17 protein-coding genes are annotated in these 17,523 nt (G+C 69.2%); 6 read left to right on the top strand and 11 right to left on the bottom strand.

Features of this window, described 5'->3' with window-relative positions; all coding sequences use genetic code 11:
• The first annotated feature begins 60 nt into the window (after nt 1–60).
• Nucleotides 61–693: a sigma-70 family RNA polymerase sigma factor gene (locus CJ177_RS04255; protein ID WP_095867317.1), complete on the top strand. Its 633-nt coding sequence runs from the start codon at nt 61–63 to the stop codon at nt 691–693.
• Nucleotide 694: 1 nt separating this feature from the next.
• On the top strand, nt 695–1,414 hold the full coding sequence (locus CJ177_RS04250) for an anti-sigma factor domain-containing protein (RefSeq protein WP_025432249.1): 720 nt from the start codon (nt 695–697) through the stop codon (nt 1,412–1,414).
• Nucleotides 1,415–1,499: 85 nt separating this feature from the next.
• Here the strand turns inward: CJ177_RS04250 and groL are convergent, their stop codons facing one another.
• A complete protein-coding gene (groL, locus tag CJ177_RS04245) occupies nt 1,500–3,113 on the bottom strand; it encodes a chaperonin GroEL (RefSeq protein WP_005239759.1) in 1,614 nt (537 codons plus the stop codon).
• A 92-nt stretch (nt 3,114–3,205) separates the two neighbouring features.
• The gene (gene groES, locus CJ177_RS04240; RefSeq protein ID WP_003940763.1) at nt 3,206–3,505 is read right to left on the bottom strand and encodes a co-chaperone GroES; all 300 of its coding nucleotides are present in this window, start codon (nt 3,503–3,505) and stop codon (nt 3,206–3,208) included.
• A 230-nt stretch (nt 3,506–3,735) separates the two neighbouring features.
• Between groES and CJ177_RS04235 the strand changes: the two genes are divergently transcribed.
• Entirely contained in the window at nt 3,736–5,454 is a 1,719-nt protein-coding gene (locus CJ177_RS04235; RefSeq protein WP_095867316.1) for a TIGR03767 family metallophosphoesterase, read from the top strand.
• Here CJ177_RS04235 and CJ177_RS04230 read toward each other — a convergent pair.
• Entirely contained in the window at nt 5,451–5,987 is a 537-nt protein-coding gene (locus tag CJ177_RS04230; RefSeq protein ID WP_005239755.1) for a potassium channel family protein, read from the bottom strand. The genes CJ177_RS04235 and CJ177_RS04230 overlap by 4 nt on opposite strands.
• A 207-nt stretch (nt 5,988–6,194) precedes the next feature.
• On the opposite strand from CJ177_RS04230, the gene CJ177_RS04225 reads away from it, so the two are divergent.
• A complete protein-coding gene (locus tag CJ177_RS04225) occupies nt 6,195–7,799 on the top strand; it encodes an Hsp70 family protein (protein ID WP_005239754.1) in 1,605 nt (534 codons plus the stop codon).
• On the opposite strand, the gene tsaD is transcribed toward CJ177_RS04225, so the two are convergent.
• The 7 genes from tsaD to CJ177_RS04190 are packed head-to-tail and all read right to left on the bottom strand — an operon-like array spanning nt 7,792 to nt 14,262.
• On the bottom strand, nt 7,792–8,829 hold the full coding sequence (gene tsaD, locus CJ177_RS04220) for a tRNA (adenosine(37)-N6)-threonylcarbamoyltransferase complex transferase subunit TsaD (protein WP_095867315.1): 1,038 nt from the start codon (nt 8,827–8,829) through the stop codon (nt 7,792–7,794). The genes CJ177_RS04225 and tsaD overlap by 8 nt on opposite strands.
• On the bottom strand, nt 8,826–9,305 hold the full coding sequence (gene rimI, locus CJ177_RS04215; protein WP_061041844.1) for a ribosomal protein S18-alanine N-acetyltransferase: 480 nt from the start codon (nt 9,303–9,305) through the stop codon (nt 8,826–8,828). Before rimI ends, tsaD begins: the two co-directional genes overlap by 4 nt.
• Nucleotides 9,302–9,961, bottom strand: coding sequence for a tRNA (adenosine(37)-N6)-threonylcarbamoyltransferase complex dimerization subunit type 1 TsaB (tsaB, locus tag CJ177_RS04210; protein WP_025432247.1), 660 nt, complete (start codon nt 9,959–9,961; stop codon nt 9,302–9,304). The genes rimI and tsaB overlap by 4 nt, the downstream gene beginning before the upstream one ends.
• Nucleotides 9,962–10,011: 50 nt before the next feature.
• Complete coding sequence (tsaE, locus tag CJ177_RS04205; RefSeq protein WP_005239749.1) at nt 10,012–10,500, bottom strand: tRNA (adenosine(37)-N6)-threonylcarbamoyltransferase complex ATPase subunit type 1 TsaE; 489 nt, start codon at nt 10,498–10,500, stop codon at nt 10,012–10,014.
• On the bottom strand, nt 10,490–11,554 hold the full coding sequence (locus tag CJ177_RS04200; protein WP_095867314.1) for an alpha/beta fold hydrolase: 1,065 nt from the start codon (nt 11,552–11,554) through the stop codon (nt 10,490–10,492). The genes tsaE and CJ177_RS04200 overlap by 11 nt, the downstream gene beginning before the upstream one ends.
• A gap of 3 nt (nt 11,555–11,557) precedes the next feature.
• Nucleotides 11,558–12,763: an alanine racemase gene (gene alr / locus CJ177_RS04195; RefSeq protein WP_095867313.1), complete on the bottom strand. Its 1,206-nt coding sequence runs from the start codon at nt 12,761–12,763 to the stop codon at nt 11,558–11,560.
• A 17-nt stretch (nt 12,764–12,780) separates the two neighbouring features.
• Nucleotides 12,781–14,262: an NAD(P)H-hydrate dehydratase gene (locus CJ177_RS04190; RefSeq protein WP_095867312.1), complete on the bottom strand. Its 1,482-nt coding sequence runs from the start codon at nt 14,260–14,262 to the stop codon at nt 12,781–12,783.
• An 85-nt stretch (nt 14,263–14,347) separates the two neighbouring features.
• On the opposite strand from CJ177_RS04190, the gene CJ177_RS04185 reads away from it, so the two are divergent.
• Nucleotides 14,348–14,689 (top strand): plastocyanin/azurin family copper-binding protein, encoded by a 342-nt coding sequence (locus CJ177_RS04185; RefSeq protein ID WP_257014375.1) that lies wholly within the window; start codon nt 14,348–14,350, stop codon nt 14,687–14,689.
• Nucleotides 14,690–14,722: 33 nt separating this feature from the next.
• On the opposite strand, the gene glmS is transcribed toward CJ177_RS04185, so the two are convergent.
• Nucleotides 14,723–16,585 carry a glutamine--fructose-6-phosphate transaminase (isomerizing) gene (glmS, locus tag CJ177_RS04180; protein WP_005239742.1) on the bottom strand — a complete coding sequence of 621 codons (1,863 nt, stop codon included), beginning with the start codon at nt 16,583–16,585 and terminating at the stop codon, nt 14,723–14,725.
• 97 nt (nt 16,586–16,682) lie between these two features.
• Here glmS and CJ177_RS04175 point away from each other — a divergent pair, with 97 nt between their 5' ends.
• A complete protein-coding gene (locus CJ177_RS04175; protein ID WP_025432245.1) occupies nt 16,683–17,519 on the top strand; it encodes a dienelactone hydrolase family protein in 837 nt (278 codons plus the stop codon).
• Nucleotides 17,520–17,523: the final 4 nt, after the last annotated feature.

Raw genomic sequence — 17,523 nt, 5'->3', positions numbered from 1 at the left:
ACCGGCTGGAGGAGTTGAGTGGATGTGCACGCTACCGTGGTTCTCGATGAACCGAGACGAGTGCCGGTGACGAACCCCGAGGGCAACACTCCAGCAGAAGACGTGTGTTCGGCGGACGCAGCCGGGGCACACAGGGCCCGAACCACCGAATCCGCGGAACTGTACGACACCATGGCCCGCGTCGCGAATGGGGACGCCGACGCGTTCGCCGAACTCTACGACCGGACGAGCGCCCGGGTCCACGGCATTGTCCTGCGGGTCCTGCGCGACCCCGGGTACGCGGAGGAGACGACGCAGGAAGTCTTCCTCCAGGCGTGGCGCACCGCGTCCAACTTCGATCCGGCCCGCGGTTCCGTCCTGTCCTGGCTGATGACGCTCGCGCACCGCCGGGCGGTCGACCGCGTGCGGTCCGAGCAGGCCGGCACCGACCGTGAGGCGCTCTACGAGACCACCAACATCGCAGGGCCGTTCGACCACGTCACCGAGGAGGTGACCCGCCGGCTCGAGCATCAATCGGTGCTCGCCTGCCTCGACTCGCTCACGGACACACAACGTGAGTCCGTCGCGATGGCGTACTACGACGGCCGCACCTACCGAGAGGTCGCCTCCCAGCTGGGGGTCGCCCTGTCCACGGTGAAGACGCGCATCCGTGACGGACTGACGCGTCTTCGCGGGTGCCTGGGAGGTCTGTGACATGAACGACGAACTCGTGGGCATGGCCTACCCGTACGCACTCGATGCGCTCGACGACAGTGAGCGCCGCGAACTCGACACCGATCTCGCCACCACCGACGAGGACACCCGCTCCACGTTCACCGACGAGGTCCGGCGGATCCGCGAAGCTTTCGCGGTGGTGAGCGCGGTGGGGGCCGTCGAACCCCCGCCCCGGGTGCGGACGCGAGTCCTCGACGAGGTCCGGCAATCCGCGTCCGGGCCGACGTCGCTCACCGAACGCCGCTCCCGCCGGCGCCGCTGGCAGGTCGCCGTCGCCGCCGCCGCGGCGATCGGGGTGCTCGCCGGCGGGACGGTGATCGTCCGGCAGCTCACGGAAGGTCCGTCGCCGACTGTGGCGGAGCAGGTTCTCGACGCCTCCGACGTGCACTCGTCGACGAGTGCGATTGCCGCAGGCGGGTCCGCGACCGCCAACTACTCGAAGTCGCAGGACGCCGTGGTGTTCGTGCTGGACGGTGTCGCCCCGCCCAGTGCCGACACCGTGTACCAGCTGTGGTTGATGCCGGCATCCGGGGACGCGCCCGTGCCCGCCGGAACCATCTCTCCCGGAGACGTGCAGCCGACCACGACGGTCGTACTCGACGACGTGGGGTCGATGTCGAAGCTGGCCGTCACCGTCGAACCGCCCGGAGGATCTCCCCAGCCGACGTCGGAACCGTTCGCGGTGCTGCAATTGAGCTGATCCGGCGCTGCCGACAGAAGAAACCCCCGCGCGGTGATCCGCACGGGGGTTTCTTCGCTCGAACGATCGGTCGCGACGGCAGAGCCTAGTGGCTGTGCCCGTGACCGGTCTGCTGCTCGTCCTCTTCCGCAGGCTTCTCGACCACGGCGCTCTCCGTGGTGAGGATCATCCGCGCGACCGAGGCCGCGTTGACGACCGCGGAGCGGGTGACCTTCACGGGGTCGACGACACCGTCGGCGAGCAGGTCGCCGTAGGTCAGGGTCGCGGCGTTGAAACCGTGGCCCTTGGGCTGCTCGGCAACCTTGCTGGTGACGACGGAACCGTCGAGACCGGCATTGCTGGCGATCCAGAACAGCGGCGCCTGCAGTGCTTCGCGCACGACCTTGACGCCCGTGGCCTCGTCACCGGTCAGACCGAGGTTGTCGGCCAGCTCGGTGCTCGCCTGGACGAGGGCGGAACCGCCACCGGGGACGATGCCCTCGGCGACAGCAGCCTTCGCGGCGTTGACGGCGTCCTCGACGCGGAACTTGCGCTCCTTGAGGTCCGTCTCCGTGGCCGCGCCGACCTTGATGACGGCGACGCCACCGGCCAGCTTCGCCAGGCGCTCTTCGAGCTTCTCGCGATCCCAGTCGGAGTCGGTGTTCTCGATTTCGCGGCGCAGCTGCGCGACGCGACCCTTGATGTCGTCGTCGGTTCCGGCGCCGTCGACGATCGTGGTCTCGTCCTTGCTGACCACGACGCGGCGGGCGCTGCCGAGCAGGTCCAGCCCGGCGTCCTTCAGCGTGAGGCCGACGTCGGAGTTGATGACCGTGCCACCGGTGACGACGGCGAGGTCGTCGAGGAACGCCTTCCGGCGGTCACCGAAGAACGGCGCCTTGACGGCGACGGCCTTGATGGTCTTCCGGATGGAGTTGACCACGAGCGTCGAGAGAACCTCGCCCTCGACGTCCTCCGCGATGATGAGGAGGGGCTTGCCGCTCTCGGCAACCTTCTCCAGCAACGGCAGGAAGTCGGGCAGGGACGTGATCTTCTCGCGGTACAGCAGCACCAGCGCGTCCTCGTACACGGCCTTCTGTGCATCGAGGTCCGTGACGAAGTACGGCGACAGGAAGCCCTTGTCGAACTGGACGCCCTCCGTGATCACGAGCTCGGTCGCCAGTGTCGAGGATTCCTCCACCGTCACGACGCCGTCGGTGCCGACGCGGGTGAGCGCCTCGCCGACCATTTCGCCGATCTCCTCGTCACGCGAGGACACGGTCGCCACCTGGGCGATGGACTTCTTGCCCTCGACCGGGGTGGCCGCTGCGAGCAGCGCCTCGACGACCTTGTCGGCCGCGGCGTTGATGCCGATGCCGAGTGCCATCGGGTTCGCACCCGCGGCGATGTTCTTCAGACCGCCCCGCACGATGGCCTGAGCCAGCACGGTCGCGGTGGTGGTGCCGTCGCCTGCGACGTCATTGGTCTTGGTGGCGACGCTCTTGACGAGCTGCGCGCCGAGGTTCTCGAACGGGTCCTCGAGGTCGATCTCCCGGGCGATGCTGACGCCGTCGTTGGTGACGGTCGGGCCGCCGAAGGCCTTCGCCAGCACTACGTGGCGGCCACGCGGACCCAAGGTCACCTTGACCGCGTCGGCAAGCTTGTCGACTCCACGCTCGAGAGACCGGCGTGCGATCTCGTTGAACTCAATCTGCTTGGACATGTGTTCTGTCTTCTCCTGGATCTCAGGGTTACGCGCGTGAACGCACTCCGCCCCGGGATCCTGTGGGGACTCCGGGGCGGATCACGTATGGCTTACTTGGAGACGACAGCCAGCACGTCGCGTGCCGACAGGATCAGGTACTCCTGGCCGGCGTACTTGATCTCGGTTCCGCCGTACTTGGAGTAGATGACCGTGTCACCCTCCTTGACGTCGACCGGGATGCGGTTGCCCTGCTCGTTGACGCGGCCTTCGCCGACTGCGACGACGGTGCCCTCCTGGGGCTTCTCCTTGGCCGTGTCGGGAATGACCAGGCCGGAGGCAGTCGTCGTCTCAGCCTCGTTGGCCTGGACGAGGATCTTGTCCTCGAGCGGCTTGATGTTGACGCTCGCCACGATGAGCCCTCCACTTTGGGGTATGCGGATCCGGAGACTTCTCCGGACTCCTGTTTGAGTGTTCCGTTTACGGCACTTCACACAGCCCCGTCGTCGCGGGTGCCGGAGCTCGATCGGCGCCACTTGGCACTCTATACGTGAGAGTGCCAACGCTCAAGGAGAAGGGGGTGGTAGACCGCGCCGAGCCGAATATCGGCCTGTCTCACGGGTCGTCACCTAAGGTTCCTCTGGTGTCTGACATCAATCGGCGTAAATTCCTGACATTTGCCGGACTCGGGGCGATCGGGGCAGCGGGATTCGAAGCACGCCCGTGGGGGTTGCAGTACGCGGGCGCGGCGCCGCTTCCCACGTCCGGGGCCGGCACCACCCTCGAAGCGGTGGCCGTCCCCGTCGGCAGCTCCGGCTACCGCAGGCTCGGCGCGGGACCGGGGTGGCCGACGATCGTCCGCACCGAACTCGCCGAGGCCCGCAGCGGGCGCGAGGACCGGCGCACCGCCCTCGCCTCCCTCGTCCAGCTCACGGATGTCCACCTGGTCGACGCCCAGTCCCCGATGCGTTTCGAATACGTGCACCCCTTCACCGGTTCCGCGTTCCGCCCGCACGAGACACTCACCGCACAGGGCCTCGTCGCCCTCGTCGCACGCGTCAACGCGCTCGCATCCGGCCCGCACACCCAGCGCCCGTTCGACGCGGTCGTGAGCACCGGCGACAACACCGACAACAAGGAATTCGCCGAACTCGGCTGGTTCCTCACCGCACTCAACGGCGGCACCATCGTCCCCAACACGGGCGCACCGGACCGCTACGAAGGCGTGCAGAACTCGGGTGCCGATCTGTACTGGAACCCGGAGTCCTCCATCCAGGACATGTACAAGAAGGCCGGGTTCCCCGAGATTCCCGGCCTGCTCGGCGCGGCGATCTCTCCCGTCACGAGCCCCGGTCTGCGCACCCCCTGGTACTGCGTCTTCGGCAATCACGACGACTCGGTGCAGGGCACCGTCCCGAGCGGCATCCCACCGCTCGAAGCCATGTACACCGGTTCGCTGAAATTCGAGGTCCCCGGATCGCCGGAAGAGGCGAAGGCGGTCGACATCGCCACCAGGTTCGACCCCGGCGCCATTCCCGCTGCCCTGTCCGCGATCACGACACCAGCGCGGGTCGTCACACCCGACCCCGCACGCGCCCCGTTCACTCCCCGCCAGTTCATCGCCGCACACCTGGACCCGGCCAACACCGGCCCCGGACCGGTCGGTCACGGCTTCGCACCGGACGCCGGCGAGACCGGGATCGGCTACTACTCGTTCGAGATCGCACCCGGCGTGGTCGGCATCAGCATGGATTCCACCAACCGGGCGGGGTTCGTCGACGGCTCGCTCGGTGCTGCGCAGTTCCGGTGGATCGAGGACACCCTGGTGGCCGGCAGCAGCCGGTATTTCGACACGGCGGGCAACCCGGTGTCCCAGGCACGCAACGACACCTGGTTCGTCCTGTTCAGTCACCACACCAGCGGCAGCATGGACAACGTCGTCCCCGATCCCTCCGCCCCGGCGGAACCCCGGATCCGGGGTTCGCGACTGGTGGATCTGCTGCACCGATTCCCGAACGTCCTCGCCTGGGTCAACGGACACACCCACGAGAACCGGATCACACCGTGGCCCGGATCGACTCCGGAACAATCGTTCTGGGAGATCAACACAGCCTCGCACATCGACTTCCCCCAGCACGGACGGATCGTCGAGGTAGTCGACAACGTCGACGGAACCGTGTCGCTGCTCACGACGCTGTTCGAGGCCGACAGCCCCTACTCCGTCGACCACACCGATCTCTCACCGCTCGGGCTGGCGTCGCTGTACCGGGAATTGTCGTTCAACGACATTCACGCGGACCCCGACCTGCTCGGCGGGACACCCGACCGGAACGTCGAACTGCTACTGGCGTCGGGTCGCTAGACCCGGCGCCTGCGGGCCCAGTCGACGGCCGCGACGACCGCGCGGATGCCGACGCCGAGAAGGATCAGATTTCCGATGATCTGCACACTCACGACGGCTCGCGACGGATCCGTCGTCGCGGCGATGTCGCCGAACCCGACGGTCGAGAAGATGGTGAGCGAGAAGTACAACGCACCCATCCGCGTGAGGGGTTCGGTGAAGTAACCCGGATCAGTTTCGGACATCAGGCAATATCCTGCCGAGAACCCGAGCAGGTAGAGCGGCAGGATCAGGGCCAGTGCCTCGATCGCCTGGAGCGCCGGTACGTCGGACTCGACGATCCGCCAGATCTGCCAGCCCGCGACCAGCGCGACCACGAGCAAGCCGCCCGCCAGGAAAAACAGGGCGGACACTTCCCCGAGCGACGTCCACGGCAGAGCGAAGTAGACCACCGTGCACAGGAAGACGGTGACCAGCGGGCGCAGAACCGCACGCAGCAGAAGCCGTCGGCGCTCACGTCTGGTGAGGTTGCGAAAATCGCTGGCGCGTCGCATCAGATTCCTTTGGACAACTGTGCAGGTGAGACCGGATATCGAGCGCCATCCTCGTCTTCCGCGGCCGAAAGTCGGGAGCGAAATCCGTTTGTTTTCTGTAACGTTCAGATAACAGTCGCCGATTCAACGGGCAGGGATTCCCCGCTGAACAGGGCGTTCCGACAGAGACAGCAGGTCACGCGTCGAAAACGTGAGGGGGTGTGTGTGATGGGTATGTCCTTGGGGATGTCGACCGGTGCGGCCGGTGTGGGTTCCGCCCTCGTCACCACCGCCTCCAACGGTACGCAGAACGTCGAGTTCCGTTACCTGTCGGCCGATCAGGCGCACACCGACCTCGGCGACCTGGTCCGTTCCTCCATCTCACTGATGACCACCCAGGTTCCTGCCGACCCCACCACACCCGACGCGTTCGCTGTCGCGTACCGGACGGCGGAGCAGGCGCATTCGATCCGCAGCGCCGTCAGCAGGCAGCGGCACCGCGTGCATCTCGTGCCCGAGACCGCCGCCACCCTCACCTATCTTCGGCACACCGGCGAGGTCGCCCAGCATGCCACGGTCGCGATCGTCGACTTCGGCGAGTCCGGACTGTCCGTCGCCGTCGTCGACCAGGTCGACGGCACCGTCCTGCACGCCGACCGCACGAGCCACGTGAGCGGCACCGGAATCGACGACCTCGTCTTCCACCACGTCGTCGGCAGGCTCGCCACCCCGCATCCCCTGCGGCACCTGGACCGCGACCTGCTCTCGGCGCGGTGCCGCGTCGCCAAGGAGCAGTTGTCCTCGGAGCCGAATGCGCACGTCGACATCGACCTGCACGGCATCCGCCCGATCGAGATCAGCCGCACCAGGTTCGACGAGATCGCCGCACCGACCGTCCGGGTCGCGGTGGAGTTCATCCGTGCCACCGTCGCGGACTCCCCGCGTCAACCGGACGCCCTGGCCCTGGTCGGTGGCGGCGCGAACATACCCGCGATCACCGCCGCCGTCGCCGACGCGTTCACCGCACGGGTCATCGTGATGCCCGAACCCGACACGGCGACCGCGAAAGGTGCGGCGTTGCTCGCCGTCTCCTCCGCCATCCGCGACTACCCGGCCACCGAGTCGACCCGCCCCGGTTCGGCCGCCAAGGTGTCGGGGGCACTCGTCGGCGCCCTCGTGGTCGGAGGACTCGTTCTCGGCTACGGCGTGAAGGAACTCGCGCCCGCACCCGACCCCAACGTCTCCCCTGCGGGGACGGACATGTTCCAGACCACCGAGCAGGTCACGACCACGACGTCGGACGAACCGCCCGCCACGCGGATTCCGTCGTACGATCCGACGCCGACGTCGGAGTACTACCCGAATCAGGTTGCCCCGCCCACGTCCGAACCGCAGACGGACCGGACCCCCGAGCAGACGCCCGATTCGACGAGCGAGACCACGACGCCGCGCACCACCACCCCGGTGCCGACACCCACGGCTCCCCCGCGTCCGACGCTGCCCGGAACGAACCCGTCGCAGCCGTCGTGGCCGCACATCGAATGGCCCGCGATTCCGCCGCTGTGGCCGCAGGTTCCGGGAGAATCCACACCGAACGAACCGAGCCCGGGTACGCCCGCACCCGACGTACCGGAAGTGGCACCGCCGCCCACCGAGACGCCCGCCGCGCCCGCGGAATCCACTGCACCCGCGGCGCCCGAAGGGCTCTTCCCGATGATCCCGGCCCCGGGCACCGTTGCTCCGAGTCCCGATGCGGCGCAACCGAGTGGTGCTCAGCCCGGCGAGGCGCTCACTCCCCCGGCCACGCAGACCGTCACGATTCCGGTCAGCTGAACACCTGACTGGTCGCCACCGACAGTCCGGGGTCGCTCGCCACGGTGAGCAGGGACGGCGCGGCGCCGCCGGCGATCAGATGCGCGCCGAGCGAGGCGATCATCACTCCGTTGTCGGTGCACAGGCGCGGTTTCGGCACCCGCAGGGTCAGTCCGGCTTCGGCGCAGCGTTCCTCGGCGAGTGCGCGGATGCGCGAGTTGGCCGTGGCGCCGCCACCGAGAACGAGTGTGTCCACGCCGACGTCGCGGGCCGCGCGCACCGCTTTCATCGTCAGCACGTCCGCCACGGCCTCCTGGAAACTCGCGGCGATATCCGGCACCGAACAGGCCTCCCCTGCCCGCTCCTTGGACTCCACGTACCGTGCGACAGCCGTCTTCAGCCCGGAGAACGAGAAGTCGTGCCGGGCGTCCCGTGGCCCGGTCATCCCGCGCGGGAAGGGAATGGCGTTGCGGTCGCCGTCCTGCGCCGCGGCGTCGAGGGCCGGGCCACCGGGGAATCCGAGGCCGAGGAGGCGGGCCACCTTGTCGAAGGCTTCGCCGGCCGCGTCGTCCACGGTGGTGCCGAGTTCGACGATGGGCTTCGCGAGATCCTCGACGTGCAGGAGGTGGGTGTGCCCACCGGACACGAGCAGCGCCACGCACGGCGGCATCGGTCCGTGTTCGAGGGTGTCGACCGAGACGTGACCGCCGAGGTGGTTCACCGCGTAGAACGGGACGTCCCACGCCGCCGCATAGGCTTTCGCGGCCGCGACACCGACGAGCAGGGCGCCGGCCAGACCGGGTCCGATGGTGACGGCGAGAGCGTCCGGCTTGGCGATGCCGGCCGCGGCGAGGGCCCGCCGCATCGTCGGGACGATCGCCTCGAGGTGCGCGCGGGACGCGACCTCCGGCACCACCCCGCCGTACCGTGCATGCTCTTCGACGCTGGATGCGACCTCGTCCGCGACGAGTTCGCACGTTCCGTCACCGTTCCACCGGACGATGCCGACTCCGGTCTCGTCACAAGAGCTTTCGATCCCCATGACGATCATTGCACCGGCTCCTCACCCGATCCGGGGCGACGCATCGTGAAGGCGTCCGCACCGCTCGGTTGGTAGTACTTCTTACGGGTTCCCACGATCTCGAATCCTTCACGTCTGTACAGGGCGATCGCCGCGTCGTTGTCGGTGCGCACTTCGAGAAACACCGGGCCACCCCGCGCGTCGGCCACACGCAGGAGTTCGTCGAGGAGTGCCCCGCCGATCCCCCGGCGCTGACACGCCGGGTCCGTTCCGATGGTGTGTATCTCGGATTCGGGATGCGAACCGTTGCCCAGCAGGGCGATTCCGGCGTACCCGACGACGTGGCCGGTGTCGTCCCGCGCCACGGTGTAGTGCACGTGCGGGGCGGCGAGTTCCGCTCTGAATGCGCCGGCGCTCCAGGGCCCGTCACCGGCGAAGAGGAGTGTTTCGAGCTCCGCGCACCGTTCGGCGTCCGCGGCCGCCATCGGTTCGATGCGGAATGTCATTTCTTCCGGTCCGCCAGTTCGACCGCGTCCGGGCGCCGCAGGTAGAGCGGTACGAGCGCCGCCGGTGCCGCACCACTGAACAGGGCATCCGCGGCCACCGCGACCAGCCCTGCGGGCGACGGTGTTTCCACGGGTTCGACCGGCAGATCGAAGAAGTCGACGTGTGACGGCGATCCCGCCACCACCTCGGACGGCATCGGCTCGAGCTCGCGCGGCTTCACCACCGCGGGGCCTTCCACGCGCAATCCTGCCGAGTAGCGCGCCCAGTACACCTCACGCCGGCGTGCATCCGTGACGACGAGCAGATTCCGGTCACCGTCCACCTGTGCGGCGATGGCGTCGAGGCTGCACACGCCGTGGGCCGGAATACCGAGGGCGTCGGCGAACGCGGCGGCGGTGGCCATCCCCACGCGCAGTCCGGTGAACGGCCCCGGTCCGGCGCCGACCACCACCGCGTCGAGGTCCGCGGCGACGTGACCCGACTCGGTGAGGCACTCGAGGATGTGCGGGGTGAGCACTTCCGCGTGGGCGCGCGGGTTGACCGTCACGCGCACCGCGAGGGTGTCCACCGCCTCCACCGATGCGGAATCGGCCGAAACCCGGACGACTCCGGCGGTCACGGCAGGCGTGGACGTGTCGATGGCGAGAACAAGCACGGTAACTGAGGGTACTCGCACGTCAGAACCACTCCCGACACCCGACCCCGTCAGGAAATCCACTCCCAGTGGGCGGTGCGGACATCCGTCTCCGGTTCGCGGCGCAGGCGCACCCGCAGGTGACGATCGGCCAGCTGCTCGGCAATGCCCTCGCCCCATTCGACGACGACAACCGCTGCAGCCAGGTCGGTGTCGAGGTCGAGCGCGTCGAGTTCGTCCAGCGCGTGCGGGCCGCTTCCGCCCAGTCGGTACGCGTCCACGTGCACCATTCCGACCGGTGCGCCCCCGTCGGGTCGCGTTCCCGCCCGGTGCTCCCGCGCGATCACGAATGTGGGCGAAGTCACTCGCCCCTGCACGCCGAGCCCGGCTCCGATTCCCTTCGTCAGTGCGGTCTTCCCCGCACCGAGGGGTCCGTCGAGGACCACGAGATCCCCGGCGACGAGTCCCCGGGCGAGGTCCCGCCCGAACTGCTCGGTGTCCTCCGCCGTCGGCAACACCACGGTCCCGCTCACGGGCAACACTCCCTCTTCAGCCGACATCGGACTGCTCACGCGATTCGTACGTCGCCAGGCCACGATGCAGCACCCGGTCGACCGCATCCGACACCACGGACGGGAACTCGAGCTGCACGAGGTGGCCGGCACCGCGCACCCGCACCAGTTCGGACTCCGGAAGGTCCGCTGCCAGTTTCCGGGAGCTGCCGAACGGGATGATCATGTCGCTGTCGCCGCACACCACGACGGACGGGATGCGCTCGATCGCCTCGAGTGACGTGGACTCGTCGTGCAATTCGAGGGTGCGCAGAAAGTTCACGATGGTGACCACCGACGTCCGGTCCAGCATGGAGTCGGAGAATTTGTGCAGCCGCGGGCTGACGTCCGTGCCGTACGACGCTGCCCGCAGGATCGGGGTGATCAGCACGCGGGCCGCGCCGCGCGCGTGCTGGACGAGTTCGGGCGACGTCCGGACGGCCAGCCGGAAGCCGTCGATGACCGGGTTCTGCAGGTTCCGCGTCAATCCGGTCTCGCTGAGGCCCGCGGCGGCCGTGGCAATCAGGCCCACACCTACCACTCGCGACGCCACCAGGTCGGGCCGCTGCCCGGCGAAGGCGAGCACCGTCATCCCACCCATCGAATGCCCCACGAGCAGAACCGGTCCGGTGGGGACCTTCGCCTCGATCACGGTCGCGAGATCGGCGCCCAGCTGAGCGATGGTGCAGCTCGAAGTGGACGGCACACCCGAATCGCCGTGCCCGCGTTGGTCGTAGAACACCATCCGCACGTCGTCGCCCCACCGCTCGGCGAGCTGGCGGCGCTGGAAATGCCACGACGTCATGTCCAGGCAGTAGCCGTGCACGAACACCGCCGTCACCGGCGCGGCCTCGGGACCGACCTCGCGGACCGCGAGTGCGACGCCGTCCTCGGTGACCACGACGCTGCGCCGGTCCCGCGACATCAGCGTGAAGTCCTCGTCACCGTAGATCTCGCGGCCCGGCCGGGTCGCGCTGCGCAGCGCGTTGACACCGGCGACCGAACCGAGCGCCAGCGCGCTCAGCAGGCCGCCGACGAGCCCCAGACGCTTCGACACACCCATGTCCTACGTACCCGTTCCGCCGACGTAACTGCGCACCGTGCGTCCGCGTACCCCCGTCACCACCTCGTAGTGGATGGTGTCGAGTTCGTCGGCCCACGCCTGCGCGATGGGCTCGCCGAGATCTCCGTTGCCGAAGAACACCGCGGTGTCCCCCTCCCGGACTCCCCCGCCGTCCGGTCCGAGATCGACGACCACCTGGTCCATGCACACACGCCCGATCCCCGGCCGTCGTTCCGCGCCCAGCTGGACCTCGAAACGGCCGCTGAGCGAGCGCGGGAGCCCGTCTGCGTACCCGAACGGCAGCAGCGCCACCGTCGTATCCCGTGGGGCCACCCACTGGTGCCCGTAGGACACGCCTTCACCTGCCGCTACCTTCTTCACCAGAGCCACCCTCGATCGCAGTGTCATCGCCGGGCGCAACCCGAACTGACCGAGTTCGGGTACGGGCGACAACCCATATATCGCGATTCCCGGGCGAACCATGTCAAACCGCAGGTCGGGACGGGTCAGGGTGGCCGCGGAATTGGACAGGTGCACCACTTCGGGGATCAGTCCCTGACGCTTGGCATCCGCGATCGCGCTGACCAGTCGGTCGCGCTGGGAATCGATCCAGGCGTGGTGCGGCTCGTCGGCGTGGGCGAGATGCGAGAAGATGCCGCGCAGCCGCACCGAGCCCTCGGCCTGTGCGCGCGCCAGATCGACGAGGACCTGCGCCAGTTCGTCGGGTGCCACCCCGTTGCGGTTCAGTCCGGTGTCGACCTTGATCGTGACGATCGCCGTGACACCGACGCTCCGGGCGGCTGCGACCACCGCGGCGAGGTGACGCGGCGAGGACACGCCGAGTTCGACGCCGGCCGCGATCGCGGGGGCGAAATCGGCGTCGACGGTGTGCAGCCAGGCGAGGACGGGTGCGTCGATGCCCGCGCGGCGCAGAGTCAGCGCCTCCGACACCGTCGTCACGCCCAGTTCCGACGCTCCGGCGGCCAGCGCTGCGCGTGCCACGGGCACCGCGCCGTGGTTGTAGCCGTCCGCCTTCACGACGGCCATCATCGCCGCGTCCCGGGCACTGTCGCGCAGGATGCGGACGTTGTGCGCAATCGCGTCCAGATCGACCACGGCCTCGGCCTGCGGTGCCGGCGCCGCCTGTGCGGACGCTGCGGGTTCGCTGTGTCCGTGGTCGTCGGCCGGTACTGCTTCAGCAAGCGTCATATGTTCGATCCTGCCATTCACGAGGAGGCCGGCATTTCTTCGGGTGACACCCCCGCACGGAGGACTCTGATCGACTCCCTGAGGTGTGCGAGCAGCGTCCCGGCGGAGATCGGTGCTGTTCCGCGCCCTGCGGAGAGGTCCGCGCCACCGCCACGGGCAGCCAGGTTCGCGGCCAGCGAGTGAGCTCGCGCACCCACCGCGGCGGCCCGCGCCGGGGCGATGCCCGCCGCCATGAGTGAGCCGATGATCCCGGCGAGCACGTCCCCCGCCCCCGCGGTGGCGGACCACGATCCGCCCGCCTCGTTGACGAAGATCCGGCCCCCGGGTTCCGCGATCACCGTGGCCCGCCCCTTGAGCAGCAGGTGAACATTCCAGTCGGCAGCGAGAGCGCGTGCCGACGCCACCCGGTCCGGACCCGGATCCGTCCCCGTCAGCCGGGCGAACTCCCCGGCGTGCGGGGTCAGCAGTGTCGCGGCGGTCCGCGAACGCACGAGGTCCGGGTCCTCGGCGAGCAGGGTCAGACCGTCCGCGTCGACGAGCACGGGCACGTCGGACTCGAGCACCGTCCGCAGCGTGCGACGGGCGGCGTCGTCGGTTCCCATGCCCGGCCCGACCACCCACGACTGGACGCGTCCCGCCTTCGCGCGATCGGCGGTCGCGATCACCTCCGGCGAGTGCGCGAGAACCTCGTTCGTGCACGGCCCGGCGTAGCGGACGAGCCCCGACGTGGCCGTGACCGCGGCGCCCGTGCACAGCACACCGGCGCCCGGGTAGCCGTCGCTGCCCGCGACCACCCCCACCACGCCCTGCGAGTACTTGTCGTCGTCGGCTCCCGGCACCGGCCATGCGGCACCCACGTCGGCGGCGTCGAGGGCAGTGATCCCGGCATCGCCGAGCGACAGTCCGATGTCCACGAGCTCGACACGGCCGCAGTGGGCCGCACCGAGCGCGTGGACCGGTTTGAGGGCACCGAATGCGACGGTGACGGCGGCCCGCACGGCGGGCCCGTCGACCGCTCCCGTGTCCGGGTCCACACCGCTCGGCAGGTCCGCCGACACGATCGGGGCCTCGATCCGGTCGACCAGCGCCGCAGCATCGGGTCGCAGCGGCCCCCTGCCGGAGATCCCCACGATCCCGTCGATCACCAGATCGGGCAGGCCCAGCTCGTCCGAAGGGGCGGCCACCCGGCCGCCGGCCGCGGTGAACGCCGCCAGCCCGGCCGCGTGCGCCTTCTCCGGTTTCAGCAGGACCGCGGTGGCCGCGGCACCGCGCTTACGCAGCATCGACGCCGCCCACAGCGCGTCCCCGCCGTTGTCCCCGGACCCCACCAGCACCGTGATCGTTCGACCGGCGACGCCCCCGGTCCGCGCCCGCAGCTCCGCCGCCGCCACCGCGGCGAGCCCGTGCGCTGCGCGTCGCATCAGCGCGCCGTCGGGAAGAGACGCCAGCAACGGCGCCTCCGCGGCTCGAACCTCGTCAGCGGTGTAGTAGCCCCGCATGGGAACTCCTCGTCGAGAAGGGTCGGTACCGGGCCAGACTACGCTCGACGTCATGCGTGGACGTGGAAGCTCGTGGATCGCCGGAGTGGCTCTCGCCGCAAGCATTTCGATGGCGGGCGCCGTGTCCGGATGCGGTTCGCCGGACAGCGCGCCGCCCGAGCCGCCGACCGGACCCGTCGTGCAGGTCGCGAACATGGCGTATGCGCCCGCGACGCTCACCGTCACGGCAGGAGACACCGTCACCTGGAATTTCGACGACCGGGGCGTCACCCACGACGTGGTGGGTGTCGGCGCCGCGAAGAGCGTGCTGCGGAGCCGGTTGATGCAGACCGGCACGTTCACGCACACGTTCACCGAACCGGGGACCTACGAATACACGTGTTCGCTGCACCCCGAGATGACGGGCACCGTCGTGGTCACCCCGTAGGGGCGCGGCCCGGCCACGCCCCCACGGTCGCTGCTATTCGACGGTGACGGACTTGGCGAGGTTACGCGGCTTGTCGACGTCGTAGCCCCGTGTCTGCGCGACCTCCGCCGCGAACACCTGCAACGGCACCGTCGACAGCAGCGGCTGCAGCAGCGTCGGCGCCGCCGGGATCTCGATCAGGTGGTCGGCGAACGGGCGCACGGCCTCGTCGCCTTCCTCCGCGATCACGACGGTCCGCGCGCCGCGGGCCTGGATCTCCCGGATGTTGCTCAGCAGCTTCGAGTGCAGCACCGCACGCCCCTTCGGGGACGGCATCACGATGATCACCGGCAGCCCGTCCTCGATCAACGCGATCGGCCCGTGCTTGAGCTCACCGGCCGCGAAGCCCTCGGCGTGCATGTACGCCAGCTCCTTGAGCTTGAGCGCACCCTCGAGCGCCACGGGGTAGCCCACGTGGCGGCCCAGGAACAGCACAGTCGACGACGACGCCAGCTCCCGCGCCAAAGCCCGCACCGGCTCGACCGTCTCGAGTACCCGGCTCACCAGGTTGGGCATGGCCTCGAGATCGGCGTACTCGCGTGCGACCTCGTCCGGGTACTTGGTGCCGCGGGCCTGGGCGAGGGCCAGACCGACCAGGTAGTTCGCCGTGACCTGCGCGAGGAACGCCTTGGTCGACGCGACACCGATCTCCGGACCTGCCCGGGTGTAGAGGACGGCGTCGGCCTCGCGCGGAATCTGGGCGCCATTGGTGTTGCACACCGCCAGCACCCGCGCCTTCTGGTCCTTGGCGTGGCGCACGGCCTCGAGGGTGTCGGCCGTCTCACCGGACTGCGAGATGGCCACGACCAGCGTCGACCGGTCCAGGACCGGGTCGCGGTAGCGGAATTCGCTGGCGAGCTCGACCTCCACGGGCAGGCGGGTCCAGTGCTCGATGGCGTACTTCGCGAGCAGCCCCGAGTGGTAGGCGCTGCCGCAGGCGACGACGAAGACCTTGTCGACGTCGCGCAGCTCCTGATCCGACAGTCGCTGCTCGTCGAGAACGATCTTCCCGTCCTGGAAGTGACCGAGCAGGGTGTCGGCGACGGCGGCCGGCTGCTCTTCGATCTCCTTGAGCATGAAGTAGTCGTGGCCGCCCTTCTCGGCGGCGGCGAGGTCCCAGTCGATGCGGAACGGGCGGCCCTGCGCCTCGGATCCGTCGAAGTTCAGAATCGAGTACCCGTCCGCGGTGATCACCACGACCTGGTCCTGCCCCAGCTCGACCGCGTCACGGGTGTGCTCGATGAACGCCGCGACATCGGACCCGAGGAACGTCTCGCCGTCGCCGACCCCGATGACGAGGGGCGTCGAGCGGCGCGCCGCGACGATGGTGTCCGGGTGGTCCGAGTGCGTGAAGACGAGCGTGAACGCGCCCTCGAGCCTGCGCAGCACGCTCAGCGCGCTCGCGACGAAGTCACCGGCCGTCTCGCCCGAGGCGTAGGCGCGGGCGACGAGGTGCACCGCGACCTCGGTGTCGGTGTCGCTGGCGAAGTCGACTCCGTCGTGCTCGAGTTCGGCCCGCAGCGGGGCGAAGTTCTCGATGATGCCGTTGTGCACGACGGCGACCGTGTTGCCCGCGTCACGATGCGGGTGCGCGTTGCGGTCGGTCGGCCTGCCGTGCGTGGCCCACCGCGTGTGACCGATCCCGGTGCTCCCGGTGAAGTGTTCGGCCCCGACCTCGTCGAGTTCGGCCTCGAGATTCGCGAGACGACCCGCCTTCCGCTCGACCGCCATGCCGCCGTGTCCGTCGAGCACGGCGATGCCGGCAGAGTCGTATCCGCGGTATTCCATTCGCCGCAAGGCCTCCACCACAACAGTCAGAGCCTGCCGGTGGCCGACGTATCCCACGATTCCGCACATGGTTCATCAGGGTACTTGGACCGGGCGACGCGGCGAAGTCGGAGTGTGGGCCGCATCGGCTCTCTCGCCGGCCCGTGAATCGGATAACGTTCTCCCCGTGGCGCCGAAACCGAAGACCCTGGCCCGTGAACTGTCCAAGCGAGGACCGCACCGCGTGCTGCGGGGTGACCTCGCACTCGCCGGACAGCCGGGCGTCGTATACACGCCCGAATCAGGCTTCAACCTGCCCGCCGTCGCGTTCGCGCACAGCTGGATGGCAGGTGCCGACCACTACCGGAAGACGCTCGAGCATCTGGCTTCGTGGGGAATCGTCGTAGCCGCCCCCAACAGTGAACGCGGTCCCGTGCCCTCCCACCTGGGCCTCGCCACCGACCTGCGGGCCACCCTCGACATCTGTGTGGGCGTGCGGCTCGGCCCCGGCCAGATCAGCGTGCAGCCCGACCGCGTCGCGTTCGCAGGACACGGGATGGGTGCCGGTGTGGCAGTGCTCGCCGCCGCGCAGCGGGACGTGTCGGCGGTCGCCGCCCTTTTCCCGGCACCGACCGCGCCGAAGGCCGAGAAATATGCGTCCAAGATCACAGCGCCGGGTCTCGTCGTCGCCGGTGCCGACATCGACACCATGAACAGCAACGCCAAGGCGCTGGCCGAGGCGTGGGGCGGCGAACACGTCCTGCGCGCCGTCAATGGGGCGAAGGAGTCGGGGCTCACCGAAGGACGCCGCCTCCTGGGTGCACTCGGAATCGGCGGTTCCGAGCGGAAGACCCAGCAGATCACACGCGCGCTGCTCACCGGTTTTTTGCTGTATCACCTCACCGAGGACCAGAAGTATGAGGCGTTCGCGAAGGCGGATACCGAACTTCCCCACACCACGCTCGTCGATCCGCACGAGGAGCACACCGACGCCGGATTCAAGGGCGTGCTCCCGCACATCTGAGTTC

The organism is Rhodococcus sp. ACPA1, from assembly GCF_002300195.1.
Lineage (GTDB): Bacteria > Actinomycetota > Actinomycetes > Mycobacteriales > Mycobacteriaceae > Rhodococcus_F > Rhodococcus_F opacus.
The sequence above is the reverse complement of the archived record's forward strand: the minus strand, read 5'-3'. Positions and strand labels throughout refer to the sequence as shown.